This is a genomic window from Thermogemmatispora argillosa, assembly GCF_059696725.1.
The window spans coordinates 5,211,472-5,235,918 of the sequence record NZ_AP019377.1; the positions used below are offsets into that span (position 1 = coordinate 5,211,472).

At 60.7% G+C, this 24,447-nt stretch carries 22 protein-coding genes; 13 read left to right on the plus strand and 9 right to left on the minus strand.

Going from position 1 to position 24,447, the window contains the following annotated elements:
• Nucleotides 1–43: 43 nt before the first annotated feature.
• Nucleotides 44–343 carry a hypothetical protein gene (locus AC6H1L_RS20330; protein WP_497599275.1) on the minus strand — a complete coding sequence of 100 codons (300 nt, stop codon included), beginning with the start codon at nucleotides 341–343 and terminating at the stop codon, nucleotides 44–46.
• Nucleotides 344–576: 233 nt separating this feature from the next.
• Between AC6H1L_RS20330 and AC6H1L_RS20335 the strand changes: the two genes are divergently transcribed.
• The 5 genes from AC6H1L_RS20335 (at nucleotide 577) to AC6H1L_RS20355 (ending at nucleotide 4,886) form a co-directional block, all read left to right on the plus strand.
• Nucleotides 577–1,158: a hypothetical protein gene (locus AC6H1L_RS20335; protein WP_497599276.1), complete on the plus strand. Its 582-nt coding sequence runs from the start codon at nucleotides 577–579 to the stop codon at nucleotides 1,156–1,158.
• 28 nt (nucleotides 1,159–1,186) lie between these two features.
• Nucleotides 1,187–2,107, plus strand: coding sequence for a galactose-1-phosphate uridylyltransferase (locus AC6H1L_RS20340; RefSeq protein ID WP_497599277.1), 921 nt, complete (start codon nucleotides 1,187–1,189; stop codon nucleotides 2,105–2,107).
• Nucleotides 2,094–3,416, plus strand: a complete 1,323-nt coding sequence (gene galK, locus AC6H1L_RS20345) for a galactokinase (protein ID WP_497599278.1) — start codon at nucleotides 2,094–2,096, stop codon at nucleotides 3,414–3,416. Before AC6H1L_RS20340 ends, galK begins: the two co-directional genes overlap by 14 nt.
• Nucleotides 3,417–3,450: 34 nt before the next feature.
• Entirely contained in the window at nucleotides 3,451–4,287 is an 837-nt protein-coding gene (locus AC6H1L_RS20350) for a M55 family metallopeptidase (protein ID WP_497599279.1), read from the plus strand.
• 71 nt (nucleotides 4,288–4,358) lie between these two features.
• Nucleotides 4,359–4,886 (plus strand): NUDIX domain-containing protein, encoded by a 528-nt coding sequence (locus AC6H1L_RS20355; protein ID WP_497599280.1) that lies wholly within the window; start codon nucleotides 4,359–4,361, stop codon nucleotides 4,884–4,886.
• A gap of 128 nt (nucleotides 4,887–5,014) precedes the next feature.
• Here the strand turns inward: AC6H1L_RS20355 and AC6H1L_RS20360 are convergent, their stop codons facing one another.
• From AC6H1L_RS20360 to AC6H1L_RS20375, 4 genes are all read right to left on the minus strand, one after another.
• Nucleotides 5,015–5,416, minus strand: a complete 402-nt coding sequence (locus tag AC6H1L_RS20360) for a hypothetical protein (protein WP_497599281.1) — start codon at nucleotides 5,414–5,416, stop codon at nucleotides 5,015–5,017.
• Between the two features lie 407 nt (nucleotides 5,417–5,823).
• Nucleotides 5,824–6,549: an HlyD family secretion protein gene (locus AC6H1L_RS20365; protein WP_497599282.1), complete on the minus strand. Its 726-nt coding sequence runs from the start codon at nucleotides 6,547–6,549 to the stop codon at nucleotides 5,824–5,826.
• Between the two features lie 143 nt (nucleotides 6,550–6,692).
• Nucleotides 6,693–8,324, minus strand: a complete 1,632-nt coding sequence (locus AC6H1L_RS20370) for an MDR family MFS transporter (RefSeq protein ID WP_497599283.1) — start codon at nucleotides 8,322–8,324, stop codon at nucleotides 6,693–6,695.
• 86 nt (nucleotides 8,325–8,410) lie between these two features.
• Entirely contained in the window at nucleotides 8,411–9,262 is an 852-nt protein-coding gene (locus AC6H1L_RS20375) for a TetR/AcrR family transcriptional regulator (protein ID WP_497599284.1), read from the minus strand.
• Between the two features lie 322 nt (nucleotides 9,263–9,584).
• Between AC6H1L_RS20375 and AC6H1L_RS20380 the strand changes: the two genes are divergently transcribed.
• The 3 genes from AC6H1L_RS20380 to murA all read left to right on the plus strand — a co-directional run bounded on the left by AC6H1L_RS20380 (nucleotide 9,585) and on the right by murA (nucleotide 13,809).
• A complete protein-coding gene (locus tag AC6H1L_RS20380) occupies nucleotides 9,585–10,553 on the plus strand; it encodes an LLM class F420-dependent oxidoreductase (RefSeq protein ID WP_497599285.1) in 969 nt (322 codons plus the stop codon).
• Between the two features lie 179 nt (nucleotides 10,554–10,732).
• Nucleotides 10,733–12,094, plus strand: a complete 1,362-nt coding sequence (locus tag AC6H1L_RS20385) for a glutamine synthetase family protein (protein WP_497599286.1) — start codon at nucleotides 10,733–10,735, stop codon at nucleotides 12,092–12,094.
• Nucleotides 12,095–12,381: 287 nt separating this feature from the next.
• Nucleotides 12,382–13,809 (plus strand): UDP-N-acetylglucosamine 1-carboxyvinyltransferase, encoded by a 1,428-nt coding sequence (gene murA, locus AC6H1L_RS20390; RefSeq protein WP_497599287.1) that lies wholly within the window; start codon nucleotides 12,382–12,384, stop codon nucleotides 13,807–13,809.
• A 155-nt stretch (nucleotides 13,810–13,964) separates the two neighbouring features.
• On the opposite strand, the gene AC6H1L_RS20395 is transcribed toward murA, so the two are convergent.
• Nucleotides 13,965–14,288: a YtxH domain-containing protein gene (locus tag AC6H1L_RS20395; protein ID WP_497599288.1), complete on the minus strand. Its 324-nt coding sequence runs from the start codon at nucleotides 14,286–14,288 to the stop codon at nucleotides 13,965–13,967.
• 158 nt (nucleotides 14,289–14,446) lie between these two features.
• Nucleotides 14,447–15,568, minus strand: a complete 1,122-nt coding sequence (locus AC6H1L_RS20400; protein ID WP_497599289.1) for a competence protein CoiA — start codon at nucleotides 15,566–15,568, stop codon at nucleotides 14,447–14,449.
• Between the two features lie 356 nt (nucleotides 15,569–15,924).
• Between AC6H1L_RS20400 and argF the strand changes: the two genes are divergently transcribed.
• From argF to AC6H1L_RS20425, 5 genes are all read left to right on the plus strand, one after another.
• The gene (gene argF / locus AC6H1L_RS20405) at nucleotides 15,925–16,938 is read left to right on the plus strand and encodes an ornithine carbamoyltransferase (RefSeq protein ID WP_497599290.1); all 1,014 of its coding nucleotides are present in this window, start codon (nucleotides 15,925–15,927) and stop codon (nucleotides 16,936–16,938) included.
• 336 nt (nucleotides 16,939–17,274) lie between these two features.
• Complete coding sequence (locus AC6H1L_RS20410) at nucleotides 17,275–18,771, plus strand: aldehyde dehydrogenase family protein (RefSeq protein ID WP_497599291.1); 1,497 nt, start codon at nucleotides 17,275–17,277, stop codon at nucleotides 18,769–18,771.
• Between the two features lie 179 nt (nucleotides 18,772–18,950).
• The gene (locus AC6H1L_RS20415; RefSeq protein WP_497599292.1) at nucleotides 18,951–19,169 is read left to right on the plus strand and encodes a TOBE domain-containing protein; all 219 of its coding nucleotides are present in this window, start codon (nucleotides 18,951–18,953) and stop codon (nucleotides 19,167–19,169) included.
• A gap of 225 nt (nucleotides 19,170–19,394) precedes the next feature.
• Nucleotides 19,395–20,534: an amidohydrolase family protein gene (locus tag AC6H1L_RS20420; RefSeq protein ID WP_497599293.1), complete on the plus strand. Its 1,140-nt coding sequence runs from the start codon at nucleotides 19,395–19,397 to the stop codon at nucleotides 20,532–20,534.
• Between the two features lie 92 nt (nucleotides 20,535–20,626).
• Nucleotides 20,627–21,157 (plus strand): NUDIX domain-containing protein, encoded by a 531-nt coding sequence (locus AC6H1L_RS20425; protein WP_497599294.1) that lies wholly within the window; start codon nucleotides 20,627–20,629, stop codon nucleotides 21,155–21,157.
• A gap of 41 nt (nucleotides 21,158–21,198) precedes the next feature.
• Here the strand turns inward: AC6H1L_RS20425 and AC6H1L_RS20430 are convergent, their stop codons facing one another.
• Together AC6H1L_RS20430 and AC6H1L_RS20435 are read right to left on the minus strand one after the other, a co-directional pair.
• Entirely contained in the window at nucleotides 21,199–23,235 is a 2,037-nt protein-coding gene (locus tag AC6H1L_RS20430; RefSeq protein ID WP_497599295.1) for a beta-galactosidase, read from the minus strand.
• Between the two features lie 6 nt (nucleotides 23,236–23,241).
• Nucleotides 23,242–24,183, minus strand: a complete 942-nt coding sequence (locus AC6H1L_RS20435) for a thiamine pyrophosphate-dependent dehydrogenase E1 component subunit alpha (protein ID WP_497599296.1) — start codon at nucleotides 24,181–24,183, stop codon at nucleotides 23,242–23,244.
• Nucleotides 24,184–24,447: the final 264 nt, after the last annotated feature.

Consider the following 24,447-nt stretch of genomic DNA (forward strand, 5'->3'; position numbering starts at 1 on the left):
GCCTGCTCCCTCCCTGACGGGCCGATATCAAACGCCGACCAGGCTACGAGCTACGCCGCGCAATGGCGTCGTCAGGGCTTCCCCGCCCGTCAGAACCCGTCGAGGAGCTGGAGCCTGCCCCACGCCCGCGGCGGCCTGCGAGCGAGAAAAGAGTTTCGCCACCTTCTTGCCAGCAGCGGGCATCGGGAGCCGGCAGATTTTCGCAAAGAATCCAGTCGTTGGCGTCTCTCAGGACATGACCTTTGATGCACTTTGCGTACTCAATATGCTCGTTTAGCGCGGGATCATCGGGCCTGATCCCGGCAGTGGCGATCTTGGGCACAAAAAATTTACACCAGGGCACAGTAGGATACCTTCCTTGTTGCGCATGTGATGAGCTGAAAAGGTGGCTGAGCGGCTAGGCGGCGCCCAGACCGTTTGCATTATACCCTATCTGCTGCCTCTGAATCTAGAGGAAAGGACCCTCGCCCGGTTGCTGGCGCTGGATGGGCCCGCTGCGTGGCCTCCTGGTCTGGAAGGTGATATCATAAAGGCGTAAGCGAGGCGGGGTCTATTCTTCCTGGAGAGGTGTGCTCTGTGTTAGCGCAAGAGGTAGCTGTCTTTGATGGTGATTCGCCCCTCTGGGAGCGAGCCAGGGCGCTCTTGAACGCGGCTCTGTTGCTGGAAGAGCATGATGAGAGCTATGTCTGGCATGGCTGGACACGAAGCCAGATTGAGGCCTTTCTGCAGGGGCTTCCCTCACCCTGCAGCCTGGTGGTCGCCGTCTGGCAGGCGGCTATGCCAGAGCAGGCCGCGACGCAGACGCGGGAGGCGACTGCCGAACGCCTTCTGCTGGGCCTGGTCTGTGAGGTAGTTGGAGGTGAAATTAGATCAATTAGGACATTCGATTCTCTGCGGACTGCAGGCCTGAAAGCGGTAGATGAGCTAGAGCCAGGCTATGAGGATGGTCTTGCCATTTTGCGAGCTGCCCATACCCTCGTTGCTCCTGTGGCCTGGGCCTTATTTACTGACTGGCAAACGTGGAATGAATGGCTGCTTGGCTCTGCAGAGGAGCAGTCGTCAGAGAGGGCGGTCGACAAGGGAGCGCTCCTGACTGCTCTAGTCCAGGCTGGGCGCTGTGTGCTGCTAGGCACCCAGACAGCCCATCGCTATTTGTGAAAGATGTCTTCTTGAAGACAGGGATGATATGCAAGAAGATCCGAATGCTCTGGTATGGAATCCGATTTTGCGCCACTATGTGGTGAATGCACCGCAGCGGATGCATCGGCGAGAAGGGACAGACCGCTGTCCTTTCTGTGCAGATGTGCTCGAAGGGCGAGTTGGGCCTGAAACCCAGGCCTGGCTTCATCCGAACGATTTTCCCCCTTTTCGTCCGCCGGTCGGCGAGGCCTACGTAGTGATTTACCATCGTGATCACGAGCGCACATTTACCCGTCTCAGTGTGCCGGAAGTAGGCGTCGTAATGCAGCTCTGGCGCGAGCTGTATCGCGACCTCAGTCAACGCTATGCGGCGGTGATGATCTTCGAGAACAGCGGCATGAGCATTGGTCAAACGCAACTACATCCTCATGGTCAAGCGTATGGAGTCTCGGTGCTGCCGCCGTTGCTCGAAAGAGAGCTAGAGACCGTGAGGCTGGAGCTGGAGGCGGGGCGCGGCTGCCCGTTCTGCCGCGTGCGGGCCGAGCTGGAACATGGTCCTTATGAGGTGCTGGCTACGCGAGACTGGCAGGTCTTTCTCCCCCCCTATGTGCGCTATCCCTACGAAACGCATGTCTATCCACGGCGTCATATTGCCGATCTAGCGGCGGCCACCGATGACGAGTTGGCCGATCTGGCGGCCGTGCTGCTACAGGTAATACGGGCTTATAACGCGCTTGATCAAGGTCGGATGGCCCCTATGCCCTATATGCTTGGGGTCCATCAGTTAGCTGATGAGCGGTTCCATCTCCATATTGAGATCCTGGCAGTGGGGCGGGCGCCGGGCAAGCTGAAGTATGCAGCCTCGTCCGAGATGCTCTGGTCGCTCTGGACCAACGATTCGTCTCCTATCCAAAAAGCACAGGAATTGAGAGAAGCGATCGCGAGGGTTGCTCATGGCAGCGCATGATCCAAGAGAACTGCCCCCAGCCGCGCGGGTAGCGGTGGAGCACTTTCCGGCAGTCTTTGGGACAGACACAGGGCTGCTGGAAGAAAGGCCTGTGTTGGGTGTGGCCTGGGCCCCTGGGCGGGTCAATCTGATAGGTGAGCATACGGACTACAACGAAGGCTTTGTCCTGCCCCTGGCTGTTGATCGGGCCGTGGCCTTTGCCGGGCGAGGGCGGAGCGATGGGCGAGTACGCCTCTGGTCGCGCCAGTTTCAGGAGATGGCTGAAATCGAGCTGGAGAACTTACCGACCACCTTTACGGCTCAGGCGGCGCAGTTGCCGCCGTGGGCGCGCTACGTGCTAGCGGTCCTCAGTGAGTTAAAGGCCGCTGGCTTGAAGCTGCGGGGCTTCAGTGCGGTCTTGCATGGCGATGTCCCGCTCGGAGGGGGAATGAGTTCTTCCGCGGCCCTGGAAGTGGCGACCGCCTGGGCGGCAGCGCTCTTTTCCAATGGGGGGGGGACCATTGGAGAAGCGGCTGAGGCCTCGACGTCGGCGTGGTTGCAGCCGTTGGAGGTGGCTCGGCTTTGCCAGCAAGCCGAGCATCTGGCTTCAGGAGTACGTTGCGGTATTCTTGATCAGGCGGCCTCGTGCCTCGGGCGCCCTGGTCAGGCCCTGCTGCTTGACTGCCGCTCGCTGGAGTTCCGCTATCTTCCCTTTGCCAGCGAGCGGGTGGCTCTGCTCGTGGCTGATACTCATGTGCGTCGCGAATTGGCTGCTTCAGCATATAATGAGCGGCGGCAGCAGTGCGAAGAGGCTGCGCGCTTGCTTGCAGAGCTGGTGCAGGCTGAGGCCGGGCAGGCGTCGGAGAGCAGGGCCTCGGAACCGCGCATTCGCTCGCTTCGGGATGTGACACCGGAGCTGTTTGCGCGCTACGCGTCGCGTTTGCCAGAGGTACTACGACGGCGGGCTGCCTATGTTGTGGCCGAAAATGAGCGGGTGTTAACGGTAGCACGCCTGTTGGAAAGCGGCGACATAGAAGCGGTTGGCCCCTATCTCTGGCAGACGCATGAGGGACTGCGCGATCAGTATGAGGTCAGTTGTCTGGAGCTGGACACGCTGGTAGAGATTGCGCGCCAGGTCGACGGGGTACTTGGGGCGCGTATGATGGGTGGGGGCTTCGGCGGCTGCACAATCAATCTGGTGCGGACCGCGGCAGTGGAGCCGTTGACCGAGGCAATCCTCTCAGAGTATCCGCGCCGGACTGGACGGCAGGCGAGTGTGGAGGTCTGTCGGGCTGCTGGTGGCCCGGGAGCTGTTTTCCTGCCGGCTTGACTTGGAAAGACGAGCATTGGAGAGTCAGTCTGCGATGAAGCTCTTTCTCTCGACCGATTTTGAAGGCACCAGCGGTATTGTGGCCTGGGAGCAGATCATCGAGGGGCAGCCCGAATATGAGCAAGGGCGTCTGCTGTTGACACACGAGGTCAATGCCATCATTACTGGAGCTCAGGAAGCTGGTGCCAGCGAATTCGTTGTCAACGATGCCCATCACGTGATGCGCAATCTTCATCCACAGGACCTGGCTGGGGAGGCAACGCTGATCAGTGGCCGCTATAAACCCTTCTACATGATGGAGGGACTCGATGGCAGCTTCGCTGGTGTCTGCTTTGTCAGCTATCATGGCTCAATTGGAGCGGAGCGGGCAGTCCTCTGCCATACCTATAGCCCGAATGCCATTTGGGAAGTGCGCCTCAACGGGCAGGTCGTAGGCGAGGCGGGCATCAACGCCCTGGTAGCAGCCCATTACGGCGTACCGATCATACTCGTCAGCGGCGATGATGTCACGGTCCAGGAGGCGGAAATAGTAGCGCCTGCCGCCGAAAAGATCGTCGTCAAACACTCCCTGGGTCGCTTTGCTGCCGCTCATCTCCATCCAAGAAAAGCCTGCGAACTGTTGCGCGCCGGGGCCCGCCGGGCCGTGGAGCGCCTGGCGCGCGGCGAGCCGCTGGCCCCTCCCAGCTTCACGCTCCCGGTGCGGCTGGAAGTCACCTTTTTAGTAGCGGAGATGGCAGACATGGTCTGCAACGTGCGAGGCGTGGAGCGCATAGCAGCGCGTACCGTCTGTCTGAGTGGGGAGAACCTGCTAGACATCTACCGCCAGTTTGTCGTTGTCGTGATTCTGGCACGGGCCCTGGCCGAGCGCTAGGGGAAAGATTGCCGCCAGGAAGAGCGGATCGCCGGCCCGTTCTCCCCTTCCCTGGAAACGCGAGGTGACCGATGGCTGAGCCTGTCTATCGCTACTGTCCCCTCTGTGCTACCCCTCTCTGCGAGCAGCTCGTTGGAGGGGTTCCACGCCCGAGCTGCCCGGCTTGTGGCTTTGTGCTCTATCTTGGGCCCAAGGTGGTGACCGTCGTGGTCATCGAATACGAAGGGCAGCTCTTGCTAGGGCGACGCGAGATCGAGCCTGGACGAGGAAAATGGAGCTTCTGCAGCGGCTACGTTGATCGCGGTGAAGAGCTAGAAGAGGCGGCATTGCGCGAGGTGAAAGAGGAGACGAATCTACGGGTTGAGCTACTGGACTTCCTGGGCCTCTACAGTCGGAAAGGCAGCCCTCACCTGCTGGTAGCCTATCGGGCGCGCCCTCTAGAAGGCTCGCTAGAGGAGCTAGCGCCGCAGCCAGGTGAAGTCAGCGAGCTAGCTTTTTTCCGTCCCGAGGCCATCCCTGAGCTGGCCTTCCCATTTGACTACCTTATTCTGCGCGATTGGCAGGCGCTGGTCGGCCAGGCGGGCGCAAAGCGAGCATGACAGCAGGACTTAAGGCAGCAAGCCGCCAGAGCCGCGGCAAGCCCCAGGGTCAGGGAAAGCTGCCAGAGTCGAATTGGCCTCCGCCAGTTCATGCCCCCTGACCCTGGTGGTCTTACTGGCTGAGCACATCAGGACGGGCTCGATCCTGGCTCCTGAGACTCGGGGCCGGCGCTGGCTCCCGCCTCAGTACGGGCTGGAAGTGAGCGCTCAATACGCTCCACAACCTGGATCAAAATATCCAAGCGCTGCTCCAGCTCTGCTGACTGCTGATGGAGTGTGCGGAGCTGAGTAGCCAGGGCATGCAACTCCGGATTCAACAAGGCCAGCTCATGGCCCCTGTGGTCCTCGCCGGCCGGCAGCGCCTCCCGCTCGCCAGACTCGAAAGCGGGAGCCACCTCAACGCGCGGCGGGGCCGAGGCCAAACCCCGCGACGGGAGACCCTCGGCCGGAGTGCTTCTGATCACCCAGATCAGGGCCACAATGGCCAAGAGACCAAGGACGAGTAAGCCTCCTGAGATGAGCAAGACCACTGCTTTGCTCCTTTTCTTGTTCTTGCGGGCTTCAAACTCACGAACTCCAGATGATGTATTCCCCTCTCTCTTGCCTTACAGCTTGGCGCTTCTAGACAAGCCCAGGCTGCTCTGAGGCATAGGGCGACGGTCTCAGTCAAGCTGACCTCGTGGCAACCGGGATAGAGATCGCGGGAAGCTGGTCAGTCCTGACCAGCGCCGCGAGGCTCATAGGGAGCGGCTCCCCTCTGGCCTGCCTGGTCTTGACCCGGTGAGCCTGGGTAGAGGAACGAGCTGGCCGAGCAAAAGGCTCGGCCAGCCTGCGCCAAGTCGTAAGAGGCTGCACCCGGCACGCCTGGCTTGCCGGCACCCGCTGGCAAGCCAGGTAGTGACAGAGCGCAGCACCTCCTTGCCAGGCGCTCTGGAGCTTAGTGCAGATGAATCGTCACTTCAGCGCTCATGCCGGGCATCAGTGTCTTGCCAGCGGAGCCATCCAGAGTGATAATCACCGGGATACGCTGACCAACCTTGGTGAAATTCCCGCTGGCGTTATCCTGTACGGGCAAGAGAGAGAACTCCGAGGCTGCCGCCTGGACAATCTGTTTCACATGCCCTGTGAACTTCGTATCCTTATATGCATCGATAGTGATATCAACGCTTTGGCCTGTTTGGATATTATTGATGGCATTCTCGTCGACGTAGGCAGTCACCGTCAAGTGGCTAGGATCGTAGATCTCCAGCAAGGGTGAGCCAGCGGTCACCTGCTGGCCGGGGACGACCGCCACCTGAATCACCGTTCCACTAATAGGGCTTGTCAGAGGAAGTGCGCGCGCAGCGCTCGTACGGGAAGCCGCCGTTGTAGAAGCTGCCGGCTGTGCCGACGTGGCGGCGGTAGCACTCGTCCCCGTGGTAGCGGCCACCACAGGCGTCACCTGGGCCAGGGTCTGACCAGCGTTCACATGGTCCCCCAGATTCGCGCTCAGCGTTGTCAGCGTGCCGCTGGTGGGCGCACTGATCGTCACAATCGGAGCGGTTACCTGAGCATCATCGGTGCTGTAGTACATGTAGTTATAGTAGATCCAATACGCAATCCCGCCGACAATCGCGAATAAAGCGATCACCGTCAGGACAGGGACCAGAATCAAGCGTCTCATCTCAATCACACTCCTCAGGTACTCGGATAGCCTTCCCTTCTTGCTTCGAGCAAGAAGGCGCTAGAAAGCCGTTCACACACCCCGTGCGGGTCTCGTTGGGCGTTCAGAGAAGCATCTCATAACAGGCCAGCTAACAAGCTGGGCTAGCCTGCGAACATCGTTTCCATAGCGGCGGCTGTGCGCTCCTGGCTCTCCTCCTGGACGCCACGGCGGCGTGCCCAGCGGGGGCGGACCCCAGAGCGCACAAAGAGCGTTGCCAGCATGGCCAGCAGCGTTGCCACCAGAGTCAGGCGGAAGGCATCCTGCATGGCCAGCACATAGCTGCGCTGCTGGAGCAGTTCCGCAATGACCTGCAGAGCCGCGTTATAGGCCGAGCGCGCATCGGCGCCGTGCAGCATAAAGAGCGCCTGAATGCGAGGAATCAGCTGACCCAGCGGCGAACTGGCCGTCACCATTTCAGCCAAATGACCAAAGTGGATCTGATTTTGCGTCTGGACCAGGGTAGCCAGCACAGCGATGCCAAGGGAACTTGAGACCGAGCGCGTCACAGTACTGATCGAAGAGGCCTGGGCCAGCTTCTCCGGGCGAATGGTCGAGAGACTGGCCACCGCCAGTGGCTGCACCGAGAGGCCGAGCGCCACCCCGCGCAAGACCAGAATCCACTGAAACCAGGCGAAAGACGAATGGACCGAAAGCGTTGTCAACTCCCAGTTAGCCAGGGCCAACGCCAACAGGCCCGGAATCATCACCGGACGCACGCCGAGGCGGTCGACTAACACGCCGCCCAGCACCGAGCTAACCATCGATGCCAGAGCCTGGGGCAAAAGGATCAGACCGGCCTGGAAGGCGCTCAGTCCGCGCAGATCCTGCAGATAGATCGGGAAAAGGAACAGCCCCCCGAACATGCCGAAGATGATAAAGATCTGCGCGATAGTGCTGGTCGTAAAAGGACCATTGGCAAAGAGCCGCAGGTCAAGCAGCGGCTCGCCCCCACGGGCCGCCAGCGTCAGCTCAATCGCCGTAAAGATGGCCAGGGCCAACACTCCAGCGATCAAGAAGCCACGCACCAGCGTCGATCCCCAGCCGTAGGTACTGGCCTCTGAGAGGGCGTAGAGGAGCGACGCCAGACCGCCGGCAGCGAAGACGAAGCCCGCCGCATCAAAGCGCGGCCTGCGCTCCACCGGCTGCTCACGCAACAGGATTATCGCCAGCAGCACAGCGACGATACCGACTGGCACATTGATATAAAAGATCAGCTGCCAGCCTGCGTACGTCACCAGGTAACCGCCCAGGGTAGGGCCGATAGCCGGGGCCAAGAGAGCAGGAACCCCGAACAGGCCCATGCTCATCCCGCGCTCCTCCGGCGGAAACTCCTTGAAGGCCAGGGCCATCGAGAGCGGGAAAAGCGAAGCGCCACCCACTCCCTGAATGATGCGGAAGAAGATCAGCGCCGGCAGGCTCCAGGAGAGGCCACACAGGGCCGAGCCAAGCGTAAAGGCGGCCAGCGAGATGATATAGAAACGCTTAATCCCGAGCGTATCGGCGAAGAAAGCCGCCGTTGGCGTCACCACGCCCTGGGTCAAGATGTAGGCAGTCAAGACCCACTGGACCGTATGGAGATCAGCCCCGAAGGCAGCTTGCAGGTGGGGAATCGCGATATTCACGATGGTCTGGTCCAGGATCGACATAAAGACACCGATGATCACCACAATCGCCACGATCCACTTATAGGCCAGACCACCCCCACGCCTCCTTGTTTGCTCGCTTGCTTGCATAAAGCAAAGCTCCTCTTCTCTATCTCAAGACGTACTCACTCAGGCAAAGCGGGAACCAGTCTCGGCTGAGCAGGATTCCCTTTCAGCTAAGAGACTCGCTCGGACTGATCGCAGGGTAGCATGCCGTAAAAGAGCAGATCGACCACCTGCTCGATCAACTCCTCGCGAGAGAACTGCGTCACGGAGAGCAAGCTGAGCAGACCCCGGGCGACAGCGCGCATGACAAAAATCGAGGCCAGGATCTGCACAATCAGCTCCGGCGCAAAGGTGCGGCGAAAGCGACCCTGCTCCTGCCGCGTGCGCACATAGTTGATCAGGATCTTGCGATTCTCCGTCAGCACTCTTGCCAGAATCTGAGCTGCGTCGGGATGACTATGGATCAGCAACATGGCCAGACGCAGCAAATCGCCCTGGGGGGTAGCCATTAGCGTATCGTGGAAAGCCGCCACAATGCGGTAGACCGCCGTGCGATCATCGATCTGGCCCTCCTCGGCCAGGCGCACGGCCTCGGAAATAGCGGACTGCAGTGTCCCATGAGGACTATAGTGCCTGATCAGGGCTGCAAGCAGCTCCTCCTTGCTGTGGAAGTGCCAGCAGAGAGTACCGCGCGATACCCCGGCCTCAGCAGCAATCTCATCCAGCGTGGTGGCTGAAATGCCTGAGCGCGCAAAGGCTCGCAGCGCCGCCGCAAGAATCTGCTCCCGCGTATCCTGGGCCGGTCGCTCCCGTAAGAGACCACGCTCTACCAGCGTCGCCCGCAGCTGCTCCTTGCCGCCGGCGAAGTGGTAGTAGAAAGCCGGACGTGACAGCTTGGCCTCCCTGGTGATCTCCTCAACGGTCACTTCCTCAAACGGACGGCTGCGCAGCAAGCTCTCCGTCGCCTGAATCAGGCGCTCTTTGCCTCTGGCTCTGGCGTCGCCAGGATCACGCTCAGCCATGATGACATCGACTCCCCGGAAGCAAGCAGACTGTACTGTCCAATAACTGTGACTGTACTGTTTAGTCTAGACGTTTGTCTAATATAGACAAGATGGCTGGTTCTGTCAAGAGGCAGGCTCTGATTCTTCGCTCAGAGGGGAAGAATGGGCCAGGCCTGTGGGGCTGGGAAGTGGTATATAATGGGCACGAAGAGAGCAAAGCAGGCCAGCCAGAGAGACCCGGCTGCGCAAGCCGGCGTCCTTGTGGCAAGAGGGGCAGGGCTGGCCTGGGCAGATGGTTGGATGAACAAACGAATCAAGCGAAGCTGAGGAGAGAGCAGCGATGGCGTTAAAATTTGGCCTCCTGGTCCCCCAGGGCTGGCGTCTTGATCTGGTAGGCATTGCCGACCCGGTTGAGGCCTATGAGACGATGACGCGCGTGGCCCGCGAGGCTGAAGCTCTGGGGTTTGATTCGATCTGGCTGTTCGATCATTTTCATACGGTGCCGCAGCCGCTGCAGGAAGTGACCTTTGAGTGCTGGACGGCTACGGCGGCTCTGGCGCGCGATACCCAGCGCGTTCGCATTGGGCAGATGGTGACCTGTAGTGCCTATCGCAATCCGGCGCTTTTGGCGAAGATGGCGAGCACAGTGGACGTGCTCAGCCACGGGCGGCTGGATTTTGGAATTGGGGCGGGCTGGTATGAACATGAGTGGCGTGCCTATGGCTATGGCTTCCCAGAGACGGCGGAGCGCCTGCGTATGCTGCGTGAAGCTGTGCAGATCATTTTGAAGATGTGGACCGAGGAAGAGGCATATTTTGAGGGGCGCTATTATCAGGTACATGGGGCCATTAACCAGCCGAAGGGGGTACAGCAGCCGCACATTCCGCTCTTAATCGGCGGCGGAGGAGAGCAGGTCACCTTAAAGCTGGTAGCGCACTATGCTGATGCCTGCAATGTTGGGCATCTCGATCCTGCGGGCATCGCTCATAAGTTTGCGGTTCTCAGACAGCACTGTGAGGCTATCGGGCGCGATTATGAAAGCATCCGACGGACGGTGCTCTTTAACTGTGCCATTGCTGAGAGCGATGAGGAGGCCATACGCAAAGCCCAGCAATCGTATATGGGACGCAATGTTCCGCCGGAGCAGCTGCGGGAGCATGAGCTAGTGGGCAGTCCCGAGACGATCCGCCAGCGTCTGGCTGCCTATGAGGAGGTTGGAGCTCAAGAGGTTATCGTCTATCTGCCCGATGCGGCCCAACTTGAAGCGGTGCGCCTCTTTGCTCGCGAGTGTATGGCCAAACTGCGCTAAGTCAGGGTCTGGGCCTCGCGAAGGGGAGAGGCCGACACTGGCGGCGCATCTGCTGTATACTAGCAGCAGCAGCGCAGGCACACGCTGGCGGAACGTGAGATTGGACCTGGCATCTGGCAGGCACCTGGTGCGTTCCGGTCAGCGGTGGGCTGTGTTCAGAACCTGCAAGGAGGGTCCCAATGGATATCAATGATGTTGTGCGTCAGGCTCGGGCGGCCAATGTGCGTCTGGTGCGTTTCCTCTACTGTGATAATGGCGGGATCATTCGCGGTAAAGCGACGCACGTTGATAAACTGGCAACGCGCATGCGTGAAGGGATCGGGCAGACGCTCGCGATGCAGGCCTTCACGGCGGTTGAGACGCTGGCCACGGTTGAGGGGATGGGACCAGTGGGTGAGTTTCGCCTGATCCCCGATCCACAAACGTTTGTTGTCTTGCCCTATGTACCGGCGAGCGCCAGCATGATGTGCGACATGGTACGTCTGGATGGGCAGCCCTGGGAGGCCTGTCCACGGACATTTCTGAAGCGTATGGTGGCGCGCCTGGCTGAGCAGGGCATGCGGGCCGAAGCAGCCATAGAGCATGAGTTTTATCTGGCGCGCGAGGTTGGGGGGCGCTTCGTGCCGGCGGACCAGAGCCTCTGCTATAGCAGTATTGGGCTGGATGAGCAGGGTGAGGTCATTGATGCTATTCTCTCGGCTCTGGAGGCCGTTGGTCTCTCGGTGGAGCTATTCCACACGGAGCTAGGGCCGGCTCAGCAGGAGCTGTCGATTCGACACGCCGATGCCTTGACGGCTGCCGATCATGTCTGTTTGGTGCGAGAGGTTGTGCGCGGCACTGCGCGTCACTACGGCCTCTATGCGACCTTTGCTCCCAAGCCATTTTTGGATCAGGCCGGCAGTGGGGCCCACATTCATTTCAGCCTGTGGGGGGCCGAAGGCAGTCCCCAGGCGGGTAAGAATCTCTTCTATGATCCGCAGCAGCGGGCTGGCTTAAGTCAAATCGGCAAATATTTCATCGGTGGGGTCCTGCGGCATCTGCCGGCGCTGGTCGCGCTCACCTGCGGTAGTCCCAACTCCTATAGCCGCTTGCTGCCGCACTTCTGGAGTTCGGCCTACACGGCCTGGGGCTACGATAATCGCGAGGGGGCGATTCGGGTGCCATCGCCCTTCTGGGGCCGTGAGGCGGAATCGCTGAATCTGGAACTGAAGCCCTCAGATCACAGTGGCAACCCCTATCTCGCCCTGGGGGCCTTGATCGCAGCGGGGCTGGATGGAATCCAGCGGCAGATTGATCCCGGCGAGCCGGTTGAAGTTGACCCGGGCAACCTCAGCGACGAGGAGCGCGAGCGCCGCGGTATTCGGCGGCTGCCGACGACCCTTGATGAGGCTCTGGACGAATTAGAGCGCGATGCGGTATTGATGGAAGCTCTGGGGCCACTGCTGGGCCGCTCCTACCTGGCTGTCAAACGAGCTGAAGCGGAGTTCTTCCGCGAAAAGACGCCAGAGGAGGTGGCCAGCCAGCATTTCTACAAGTACTAAAGGTCTATGCCGCTCAAAAGCCAAAGGGACTGATGCAATCGGAGAGGGAGGCCGGGGTAACGGCCTCCCCGCTGGGGCTGGTTGCGGAAGGAGCGCCATCGCCAGGATTCCTGGCATCTAAAGAAGGCGATGGCCTGCGCCAAGGTGATACAATAATGGGCAGGCTGTCGCATTTTTCTGCCTCTGCTAAGCTATCTCTGGAAACTCTTCGCTGTTGATGCCTGGTCAGGAAAGAAGTCGAAGTCGCGAAGGAAGGCAGAGCTGATCACCATCAGCTCTTGTCGGGAGTGTCTACTACTACTACTACTACTACTACTACTACGATGATGATGTCTATGCCCAATACTTCAGGAACATCGCAGCAGACGACCTATGCCTATCGCATTGAGGGCGGCTATCCCGTGGTAGGAGAGATTACCTGTCTGGGGGCCAAAAATTTTGCCACCAAGGCGATGGTAGCGGCTCTGCTTGGAGAGACGCCGACGGTCCTCACCAACGTCCCGCCCATTGGAGATGTCCAGATTACGGCGGAGATGTTGATGGGCATCGGGGCACGGGTGGAGCAGCTCGATGAGACAACGCTGCTGATCGACCCAACGACGGTCAATTCTTCAACGGTCCCTTTAGCTCAGTCTGGTAGTAACCGGGCGCCCATTTTGCTGCTGGGAGCCTTGTTACACCGCTTCGAGCGGGTCTCAGTGCCCGTAGTGGGCGGCTGCCAGATTGGGGCGCGCAAGGTAGATTTTCACCTTGATGCCATTCAGCGCTTCGGGGGAGTAGTGCAAGAGACGCCCGAGGGCTATACAGCGCAGCGAGTGCAGCCCTTGCGCGGGACGCATATCCATCTGCCATATCCCAGTGTGGGGGCGACTGAAACCTGTCTCTTCCTGAGCGTGCTGGCTGAGGGGCGTACCCTGATTTCGAACGCGGCTATCGAGCCGGAGATCTTTGAGCTGATTACGATGCTGCGTTCGATGGGGGCAATTATCTTCACGTCGCCGGGCCGTGATATTCGCGTCGAGGGGGTCAAGCGTCTGACGGGAACCCGCATGACGGTCCTGGGCGATCGCATTGAGGCGGCTTCCTGGGCGTCGCTGGCCTGTGCCTCCGATGGCGATGTAACGGTGCACGGTATTCGGCCCGATAGCCTCGGTAATTTTCTCTCGTATTATCAGCAGGTGGGTGGCGGTTTTGAATTTGTCGATGCCAATAGCATCCGCTTTTTCCGCCGGCGCAAGCTAAGTCCGGCGATCATCGAAACCGATGTCTACCCGGGCTTCTCAACGGACTGGCAGCAGCCCTTTGCTGTGCTGCTGACGCAGGCCGATGGCATTTCGATTATTCATGAGACAGTCTATGAGAAGCGCTTTGGCTATCTCAAGGCGCTCAATCGCCTGGGGGCGCGAACCCAACTGACGACGCACTGTTTGGGGAGCGTGCCCTGTCGCTATCGCGATATGAATTATGAGCATAGCGCCATTATTATTGGGCCGACTCCCTTTACGGCGGTAGACGAGGAGATCGTGATCCCTGATCTACGGGCCGGCCTGGCCTATGTGATCGCGGCGGCCATCGCTCGCGGCACCTCCGTCATCACCGGCATTCATTTCTTGGAGCGCGGCTATGGCAATATTGTGCCTCGCCTGGCAGCGATGAACCTCAAGATTGAGCGGATTCCTTATCATAAGCGTACCCCGGCGGCGGCAGAGGCCTGAAGCGTAGGGGGTGAGGGCGATGGGCAAGTGTCTCTGTCTCTGCCTGCTGGGGCGCGGGATCAGAAAAGAGCGGCCTGCCTCCTTCGAGAGGCAGGCGCGACTGCATGAGTTGAGGGGCCGGACCGCCTTGGGTGAGGTGGTCCGCTGCGGTTGGGCTAACTTGGGTTGGATGGCTTGAGGGAACGCGCGGTCTCGCTGACATCCTGCGCCGATTTCTGGGCCAGGCCGCCCAGCTCCTCGGCAGTGTCACGCACACGCGTGGCAGCCTGGCGCGCGTATTCCTTGACGTTGCTGGCTGTCTGTGAAACGCGGCTGGAAACCTGCTGCACGTATTCATTCAGTTGCTCGTTGTCTGGGAGAGAGTCGCGCAACTGCTGCAACCGCTCGCCAAGCAACCGACGCATTTCCTCGCCCCGCATGGGAGCAATCAGCAGGCCGATGCCAATACCGACCAGAACACCTCGAAAAAAGTTATTCATCCTGCCCTCCTTCTTTCCTTCCTGCCTGTCAGATAGGATCGAGCCAACCAGGATCAGGCCGTGATAGTGGGAGCATGCTCACCTCGGTCAGCAGTGCCTCTTCTGGTTGCTGTCTTTCTTCTCTTCTCTGTCAACACGCCTCAACGAGGCCGGCGGTTTCAACGGTGACTTTGGGCGAGCGTCACCAACATTTCGATATAGCGAACAAAGGCGGCATAGGGACCGACAAACGGGATCTCCTGCGCGATCTCGCGCAGGCGGGCCGGTGGGAAGCCCTGCCTGGCGAGGTGTCTCAACCAGGCACAGGCGCGGGCGACGCGCTGGCGGTCCGCTTCTCGTACCGGCTGCTCGGGAGTCCCCCGTCCGTAGTTATAGCGGCGCAGCAGCTCGGGATCACTGCGATAAGCCCGCAGCAGGGGACGCAGCACGCGCTCTATCATGTCGGCACTAACTGTATTATAGAGATAAGCAGCAAGAAGGTCCTCATCGACGCAGTTGGCAAACGTCATCAAGTGGCGAAGGCGCAGGCGGCGCTCATATTCAGCGCGCCGTGGATGATAGACGTTACCCTGCTCGCTGAGCTGCAACTCAGCAAGAGTAGTGCTCAAGGTTATCCCGTAGCCCAGGCGTCCGACCCAGCCGCCAGCGCTCAGCTGAAGCGCCTGCGCCGAGCCGGCTCCTTCCTCTTGCCACGCCTGCAAGGCCTGGGCGCTGAGTGGCCAGCGCAGCCAGGCGCGGGCAGGAGTGAGCAAAGGCTCAAGAAAGACCAGGAGGCCGCTGCTTTCAAGGATGGCCTCCTGAAAAGCTTCTTGCTTGTCGCGGCGGTTGCTGCCGATGATCCAGAGATCGGCGATTCCGGCCGCCTGATAAGCCTGGTGGCGGCGCCGCCACTCGTCAAGTTCGAGTGGGGCACACTGGAACTCGACGGCCAGCCGCCGGCCATCCGTATGGCTCACAAAGACGTCGGCGATGCGATTGGGCTCGGGGAGCCGTTCCTCCAGGGTGACCCTGGCGGTGGGAAATTGCTGGCGCAGCCAGGCAGCCAGTACAGCTTTGCCACGCATGTGGCGCTCCGATTCCTCTTCGGTGCTCCAGGGACATTCCCCTTTGCGATGGGCGAAATGGAGCTGAGTACGGCGCGCCGGACCGCCGCGCAAGTGGAGCACGGCGCGGCAGTTAGGACAGAAAAGCTGGCGCTGCTGCGACCATTCCTGAAGCTGGCTCAAGGCCCGTTCATCGGCTACCACAAGCTGCCCTTCCGGTCCATAGGCGACGAGCATGATCCGCATCCTCCCCTGAGTGAGACGGAGCCTCATTGTAGAAGAGAGGTGCTACAGTTTCGGCTGCGCTGCGCAGGCAGCACGCTCCGGCCTGGAGAGGTGTCCTCTCTCCTGCTGATTCTATTCCACGACTGAGAGGCTGGAGAGGTGATCGGTTCTCCCTTCCGGCTGGGCAGGTACCAGCGGCGCGGCTCGCAGCGAATAGCTCTGCTGATGGCTTGCGCCGGGGGCAGGAACGTGGTAGCCTATGAGCACAGCCCCGGTCGTGCTGGCTGGGCGGGGCGCTCTTGCTAACGGGGGACTGGGCTGAAGACAGTAGATCGCTGCTAGGTTATTTGAGGAGGAGTAGCTCAATCGTGGCCTGCAATTTGAGCAAGCGGCACTTGCTAAAATTGGAGGACCTCAGCGCTGAGGAGATTCGCGCCCTGTTGGCGCTGGCCAGCCGCCTGAAGGCGGCCAAGTATGCCGGAAAAGAAGAGCAGTATTTGCGCGGCAAGAATATTGTCCTGCTGTTCGAACAGGACTCGACGCGTACGCGCACGAGCTTTGAAGTGGCGGCCTTTGACCAGGGGGCCCACGTCACCTATATTGGCCCCAGTGGTTCGCATGTGGGGCAGAAAGAAAGCATCAAGGATACAGCGCGGGTGCTAGGTCGGCTCTACGATGGCATTGCTTACCGCGGCCAGGCTCAGGAGACGGTGGAGGAGCTGGCGCGCTTCGCCGGTGTGCCTGTATGGAATGCCATGACTGCTCGTTCCCATCCGACGCAGGTGCTGGCCGATCTGCTCACTATGCAGGAGCATGTAGCGAAGCCTCTAGAGGCGGTGAGCTTCTGCTTTGTAGGGAATGTGAGCTATAACATGGCCGATACGCTGCTCGTGGGTGGGGCCTTGATGGGAATGGATGTGCGGCTAGCGGGTCCGCGTCAGCTCTGGCCCAGCCAGGAACGTCTGCAGGAGGTGCAGGCGCTGGCGGCGAGCAGTGGCGCCCGTCTCACCCTGACCGAGGATGTGGCGGAGGCCGTGCGTGGCTGCGACGTGATCTATACTGATGTCTGGGTCTCGATGGGTGAGGACCCAGCGCTGTGGGGCGAGCGCATCCAGCTCCTGGCGCCCTATCAGGTCACGCCCCAGCTCCTGGCCCTCAGCCAGAACCCGCGTGTTCTCTTTATGCATTGTCTGCCAGCGCTCCACAACACCGAGACGGGCCTTGGCCGCTCCATTGCGGCACGCTATGGGCTAGAGGCTCTGGAGGTCACCGACGCGGTCTTCGAATCGCCAGCCTCCATCGTCTTCGAGCAATCCGAAAATCGCATGCATACGATCAAGGCCCTCATGGTCGCGACACTGGCAGCACTCCCGCTGGATTAATTAGCTGGCGGGCGCTCGCACGTGAGCGCTTGCCAGCCCTTGTGCTTGCTCTCCTGAATGTGTGTTGTCGGCCACCCTTGACTTTCTCCACATTTTGCTTATACTCAATTATTGAGTACTCAATCGATGAGCAAGTTACTGCCGCCCACTTCGCGCTTCGTCGTCACGGCAGTCTTCACCAGCAGAGCGAGTTTCAGCGTGGTTAACGCTCATCGCATTGGGACTCTTCTTTTGTGTGGCGTTTTTTTGGGGCGGCCCTAAAGGACAGGCCGAGTGTAAGGCGTTACGGACGGCGCGGTCAACCAGCAGCAACGACGAAGAAGGAGAACGATCATCATGACGCTGGCCGAAAGCAATGTTGCTGTCTTACCGGAAGTCCAGGCTTTTATCAGTAGCGGGCCGAAGAAGCTCTTCATTGGGGGAAAATGGGAGGAGGCAGCTTCGGGCAAGACCTTCCCTGTCTACAATCCGGCTACTGGCGAGGTCTTAACCCAGGTGGCTGAGGGAGACAAGGAAGACATCGATCGGGCGGTGCAGGCGGCGCGGCGCAGCTTTGAGAGCGGCCCCTGGCGCAAGATGAAGCCCTCGGAGCGCGGGCGCCTGATCTGGAAGCTGGCCGACCTGATCGAGCAGCACAGCGAGGAATTTGCCCAGCTTGAATCGCTTGACAATGGCAAACCGCTGCGCGTCGCGCGCATCGGCGACGTCCCTCTGACGGTCGACATGTTCCGCTACATGGCGGGCTGGGCGACCAAGATCGAAGGCCATACCATTCCGATTTCGACGCCGGGCGACTATTTCGCCTACACCCTGCGCGAACCAATTGGCGTTGTTGGTCAAATTATCCCCTGGAATTTCCCCCTGCTGATGGCGGCCTGGAAGCTGGCGCCGGCCCTGGCAGCGGGCTGCACCATTGTTCTCAAGCCGGCGGAGCAGACACCGCTGTCGGCGCTGCGCTTGGGTGAGCTGATCCAAGAAGCTGGCTTCCCCGATGGCGTCGTCAATATCGTGCCCGGTTTTGGGGAAACGGCTGGCGCTGCCCTGGCGGCTCATCCCGATGTCGATAAGATTGCCTTCACCGGCTCCACTGAGGTGGGCAAGCTCATCGTCCACGCCGCCGCCGGTAATCTCAAGAAAGTGACCCTGGAGCTGGGCGGGAAATCGCCGAATATCGTGCTTAAAGATAGCGACCTGGACAGCGCCATCAAGGGGGCTGCCTTCGCCATCTTTTTCAACCACGGCCAGTGCTGCTGCGCCGGGTCACGGCTCTATGTAGAGCAAGAGGTCTTTGATCGCGTCGTCGAAGGGGTGGCCGAAGAGGCCAAGAAGATCCGCCTTGGGCCGGGCTTTGATCCGGCGACCCAGATGGGGCCGCTGGTCTCGGAGGAGCAATTGCAGCGCGTTTCCGGCTACATCGAGGCCGGCCTTGCCGATGGTGCCAGGCCACTGTGTGGGGCCAAACGCTATGGCGAGCGAGGCTACTTTGTCGAGCCAACCGTCTTGGTCAATGTGCGCCAGGATATGAAGGTGGTGCAGGAGGAGATCTTCGGTCCAGTGGTTACAGCGATGCCGATCAAGGAGCTGGACGAGATTCCTCCGGTAGCCAACGATACAATCTACGGGCTGGCAGCGGGTATCTGGACGCGCGATATCAGTAAGGCGCATCGTCTGGCCCAGCAGTTGCGCGCCGGCACGGTTTATATCAACTGCTATAATGTCTTTGATGCCGCGTTACCCTTCGGTGGTTACAAGCAATCCGGTTGGGGGCGCGAGATGGGCCACGAGGTGCTAGAGAACTATACTGAGCTGAAATCGGTCTGTATTGGCCTCTGAAACCTCGGGCGCACTGGCGTCGTGTCGCTAGTGTGAGCAGAAGGCGATGCTTAGCGAGCATGGTGGGGCTTCTCACACGCAGGGAGGCGCTGCCATGCTCGCGCTTTTTCTGAGCGAGGGGCCTGCACTCAGGCGCGCGCCACGCTCAGACGAGTGAAGCGAAAGGAGGACGAAGCGCGATGACTCTGCAGTTTAGTGCCCGCAATCGTTTGCAGGCGACGGTGAAGGCGGTCAAGTTGGGCGATGTGATGGCTGAGGTGACAGTCACCTTGCCGGACGGGCAAGAGCTGGTCGCCGCTATCACGCGCACCTCGGCGGAGGCTTTGCAGCTCCAGCCGGGCGATCAGGTGGTCGCTATCATTAAATCGACCGAGGTCATGGTTGGCAAGGAAGTCTAGGCGGGGCTAGCGGGACCGATGCTCGTCGGGCTGACGACCAGGGACGGCGTAGGCTGGCACAGCCCCCGCTGGTGGCGCAATCCGACGAGGCGGCTGCGCCTGGCAGGCCGCGGGGGGGCGCCGCTCGTAGGCAAGCAGGGGCCTGGCGGGGCTTGATTGTTGACCCACGGGGCTGCTATCATGAGCGAGACAACCCCAGTTCATCGATAGCGCGCGAGGGTTCCCATGCTCGATCTCAGCGATATCCCGCTCGTTGATAATCACTGTCACCCGGTCGTGCTAGATCAACATATGGATCTGGTACGCTTCCGCAGCTATTTCACTGAAGCCACTGACCCCAGCTTTGCCCAGCGTCATGTCGCCGAGTCGGTCTACTACCTCTGGCTGGTGCGTCAGGCGACGGCCTTCTATGGCTGCCCGGCGACGGAGGAGGCGCTGATCGCGGCTCGCAACGCTCTGGAATGCGATACGATTCTGGCGCGCCTCTTGCAGGCGGCTAACCTGGCAGCGCTGGTCATCGACACTGGCTTCCCCGAAGGCCCCCACATTTATTCTCCGGAGCGGATGGGCGAGCTAGGTCACTGTCGCGCTGCCAGACTCTTCCGCCTGGAGCCGCTGATGCAGCGCCTCGTGATGGCCTATAGCGACTTCGATGAGATGGTGGCTCACTATGAGCAAGAGGTGAGCACCATTCGCGAACGCGGCTACTGCGGATTTAAGAGTATTGTAGCCTATCGCACGGGCCTGAATATTCTGGAATGGACGAAAGATGAGGCAGTAGCGGCCTTCGCTCAGGCGCGCGCCGAAGGGCTGCGCCAGGGCGCCTTACGTATCAACCATAAGCCCTTGCTCGATTATCTGCTGCATATCGCCTTTCGCTATGCCTCGCAGCAAGGTCTGCCGGTACAGTTCCATACGGGCTATGGCGATAGCGATACAAATCTACTGCTAGGCAATCCTCTGCATCTGCGCAACATTATGGAGCGCGCTGATTATCGTGGGATGGCCATTGTCTTGCTCCATGAAAGCTACCCTTATGTGCAGTTAGGTTCCTATTTGGCGGCTATTTATCCTCATGTCTATTTCGATCTGTCCTATTGCATCCCCTTCGTCGATCGGCTTGAGATGCTGGCCTTTACGCGCCAGGCCCTGGGAGTAGCGCCTGCCAGCAAGCTTGTCTATAGCTCTGATGGGGTCCATCTGCCTGAAATGCATTGGGCGGCGGCCTTACGTGGTCGCTCGATCCTCGCTCAAGTGCTGCAGGAGATGATTGATGCCGATGAGTTGGACTATGAGCAGGCGCGTCACATGGCTCAGCTTATCCTGCACGATAATGCCTGGCGGCTCTATGGTCTCAGCGACTGAGCCGGGGTAGTCAGCGCTGGTGGCCCCTGGTGAAGACGGTCGGGGGCGTGGGACCGCTGTGAGTCCCTACGAGAGAAGAGAAAGGAAAAGCCATGAAGAGAGAGCAATCCGATGCGGCGGCGCTGGCGGGCAGCTCGGCCCGCTTTCGGGTGGGGGTCTTTGCTCTCATCTTTGATGAGGCGGGCCGTGTCTTGCTTATCCATCGCAACGATATTGACTGGTGGAATCTCCCCGGGGGAGGGATGGAGATCGGTGAGACCGTCGACGAGGCGGTCAGGCGCGAGGTGCACGAGGAGACGGGGCTTGAGGTGGCCGTCGAGCGCCTGGTAGGAGTCTACTCCAAGCCGCAGAAACAGGAGGTGGTGCTGACTTTCCGCTGCCGGGTCGTCGGCGGGGCGCTCACGCCCACCGAAGAGGCCCGCGACTGTCGCTATTTCCCTCCCGAGGCTTTGCCAGCCAATACGCTGCCCAAGCATCGCCAACGTATTGAGGATGCACTGCTCAACCGGGCCGAGGCTGTGCTACGGGCCCAGCGCAGCAGTACCGCCGAGGACCAAGGGCTGACGCTGGAGGTAAGCCGGGGCGCTGGGGAGGAGGAAAAGCCGGGAGACGGGCGAGCGTGACGCCCGACGCCGGTGCCGCGCGCACCTGCCGTACTGGCTAGCTAGCTCTCTTCCAGCAGTACCAATACGCTGCGCGGGGCCAGAGGCACTTCGCCGCTGATGCTCTCGCCCTGGGGCAGCCGGCGAAAATGGCCGCTGGGGAGGGACAGCCTGACTTCGTGCCGGTTATGGTTCAAGAGAAAGTAGATGGTGCGCTCATCTTGGGTAATACGGCGCGAGACCTCCACGCCGGTGGGAGTCTCCAGCAGGGGGGTCAGGCCGGCTTCCTGGGAGAGTTGGCCCAGCAGCCGCTGGAGAAAAGCCTGCTCCGGCTGGGTGGCCAGGTAGTAAGCGCGGCCCTGGCCGAAGTGGTGTACGGTCAGGGCGGGGCCGCCAGCATAGTAATCGCTGGCGAAGCGACCAAGAGCCTGGGCCCCTTCCAGCTCCAGGACCTCGCCCCACAGATGGCAGGCGTAGCGGCCCTGCAGTGGACCCTCTTCGATAACCAGCGTATTGCTCATCTCCGCGGTCCAGGGGTCGAACTCTGCCACGCGCAGACCCAGCAGCCGGCGTAGCTCAGCCGGGTAGCCACCGGTCATCACGCGGTCGTTGGCATCGACGATGCCGCTAAAGAAGGTCGTCAGCAAGATTCCGCCCCCGGCCACAAAGGTCTCCAGCTTCTGGGCCAGGCCCGGACGCAGCAGATAGAGCAGGGGAGCGATCAGCAGGCGGTAGCCCTGCCAGTCGCTGCCCGGCGAAACCACAGCCACGGGGATATTCAGGGCGTAGAGCGGCTGATGATAGCTCAGAAGCAGATCCCAATAGCGCAGGCGATCGCTGGGACCCGGCTGGTACTCCACAGCCCACCAGTTTTCCCAGTCCATCAGGAGGGCCGCTTGCGCCGGCACACGGCTGCCAGCGACGAAGGGGGCGAGCTGCTTGAGTTCAGCGCCAATCTCCTCGACCTCGCGGAAGATGCGCGCCCGTTCGCTGCCATCATGGGAGACGATAGCGCTGTGGAACTTCTCGGCGCCGGCGCGCGACTGCCGCCACTGGAAATAGAGGACGCCATCGGCCCCGCGCGCCACGGCCTGAAGGCTCTGCAGGCGTAGCTCGCCGGGCCGGCGCTGGGGATTCTGCGGGCGCCAGTTGACAGGGCCGGGGGCCTGTTCCATCACCAGGTGCGGCTGACCGTTCCTGAGCGAGCGCATCAGATCATGGGCAAAAGCTACCTCGCTGGGCGGCGTCGTGGGCGCCGGATAGTTATCGAAGGCGATCACGTCCAGATGCGGCGCCCAGGCGAAATAGTCCAGCGGCTTAAAGCCCGCCATCAGGTTGGTCGTTACCGGTATCTGCGGCGTTATTTCACGCAGAATGCGGGCTTCATTCAAAAAGCACTCCAGCAGTGAATCGGACATAAAGCGCTGGTAGTCCAGACAGAGACTGGGAGAAGGCTGAGCCGGCGTCAGGCGAGGAGGGAGAATTTCCTCCCAATGGCCGTAGCGCTGGCCCCAAAAGGTAGTCCCCCAGGCCTCATTCAGGGCTTCCAGCGAGCCGTAGCGCTGCTGGAGCCAGGCCCGGAAAGCCACGGCGCAATTGTCGCAATAGCAGGCCGGGACATGGCAGCCGTATTCATTATTGACGTGCCACAGACGCAGGGCCGGATGCTTGCGGTAGCGCAGGGCGAGCTGACGCACCAGCTCGGCGGCCTCGCGGCGGTAGTTTTTACTATTGGGGCAGAAGTGCTGGCGTGAGCCGTGGGAGAGGCGCAGGCCCTCGCGCGTCACCGGCAAAATATCAGGGTACTGGCGACTCATCCAGGGAGGGGGAGCGGCGGTGGCTGTGCCCAGATCGGCGGCGATCCCATGCTCAGCCAGCAGATCCATCACGCGGTCGAGCAGCGAAAAATCGTACTGATCAAGGGCTGGTTCGAGCAGAGCCCAGGAGAAAATATTGATCGAGACCATATTAAGGCCCGCCAGCTTCATCAAGCGCATATCCTCAAGCCAGACTGAGGCGGGCCACTGTTCCGGGTTATAGTCAGCACCATAGAGCAAGGTAGCAAAGAGCGCACTGGAACGGCTATTCTGGCGTGGCAAGGCGTATCATCCTCCTTCGCAGCACTGGGGCGCGGGATCAGCCAGCGCGGTCTGACTGCTATCGCTATCGCGCAGAGCATCCTCTAGCGCCTGCTCGACCTCGGCGCGCAGACGAGCTATCAGCTGAGCGTGCCAGCCCTCGTCCCAGGTCCCCCCGTTCTCAAGCAGCCGTCGGCAATGAGCAAGCGGATCGCACTCCGCCTCATCCTGCTCGGGAGAGCCGCGCGTCACCAGCATCTCCAGCAGGATTGGCCCCTGACCGGCCCGAGCCAGCTCCAGCGCCTCGCTCGTAAAGGCATAGACCTCGCGGATATCGCTGCCGTCGACGCAGCGATAGGTGAGGCCGGTGGGGAGACGAGCGGGGGAGAGGCGGAAGACCTGGGCGTCAAGCGAGCAATCCTGTTCGCAGATAAAGAGGACTGGCAGGCGTTGCTGAGCGGCGAAGGTCAGCCCTTCCAGAAAATCCGGCTCAGCAGTGGCGCCATCACCGCAGTAGGCGATGGCGACGGCGGAGCTTTTGCGCAGCTTGCAGGCGAAGGCGATGCCGGCAGCGTGCAGGATCTGAGTCGCTACGGGGACGGGGCCGCTAATCATATTATGCTTGTGATAGCCCCAGTGCTGGATAGGGCGATGCGGACGTTGGTCGACCAGGTGGCCTGGCCAGCCCTGCAAATAGGTGCGGAAGATCTCGTAGGGAGTCATGCCGAGGGTCAGCACCACTCCCAGGTCGCGGTAGTAGGGCAGAGTGAAGTCAAAGCCTGGACGAATACAGGCGGCGCTGCCAACCTGGGCCGCTTCGTGACCACGACAACTGGCCACAAAGCCGATGCGCCCACTCTGGTGGAGTTGCCAACAGTAGCCGTCGACCAGCCGTGTGAGCAACATACGCTGATAGAGGTCGCGCAGCAGCGTCGTCGAAAGTGAGGGCTGAGTTGTCGCTAGCTCCACGTCGACACCACCGGGTGCGTTTTCATACGATTCACGCCTTGATCTGCTCTTGCAGGGTTGTAGAAGGAAGCCGGTGCATCGCCAGATGCACTGCTCATTATACGCCCTTGGGCCGCGGGCTAGCAATAGCGCGACCAGAGAAGGGGGATGCGTACGCCGTCGCTTCGGCTTCCCGAGCGCGCTCGCGCCGCTGCCTATCGCTCTGGCGAGGGGTTGACCTCTTGCCCGTTCTGCCTGCAGAACCTGATCTTCTTGTGAGGCTTG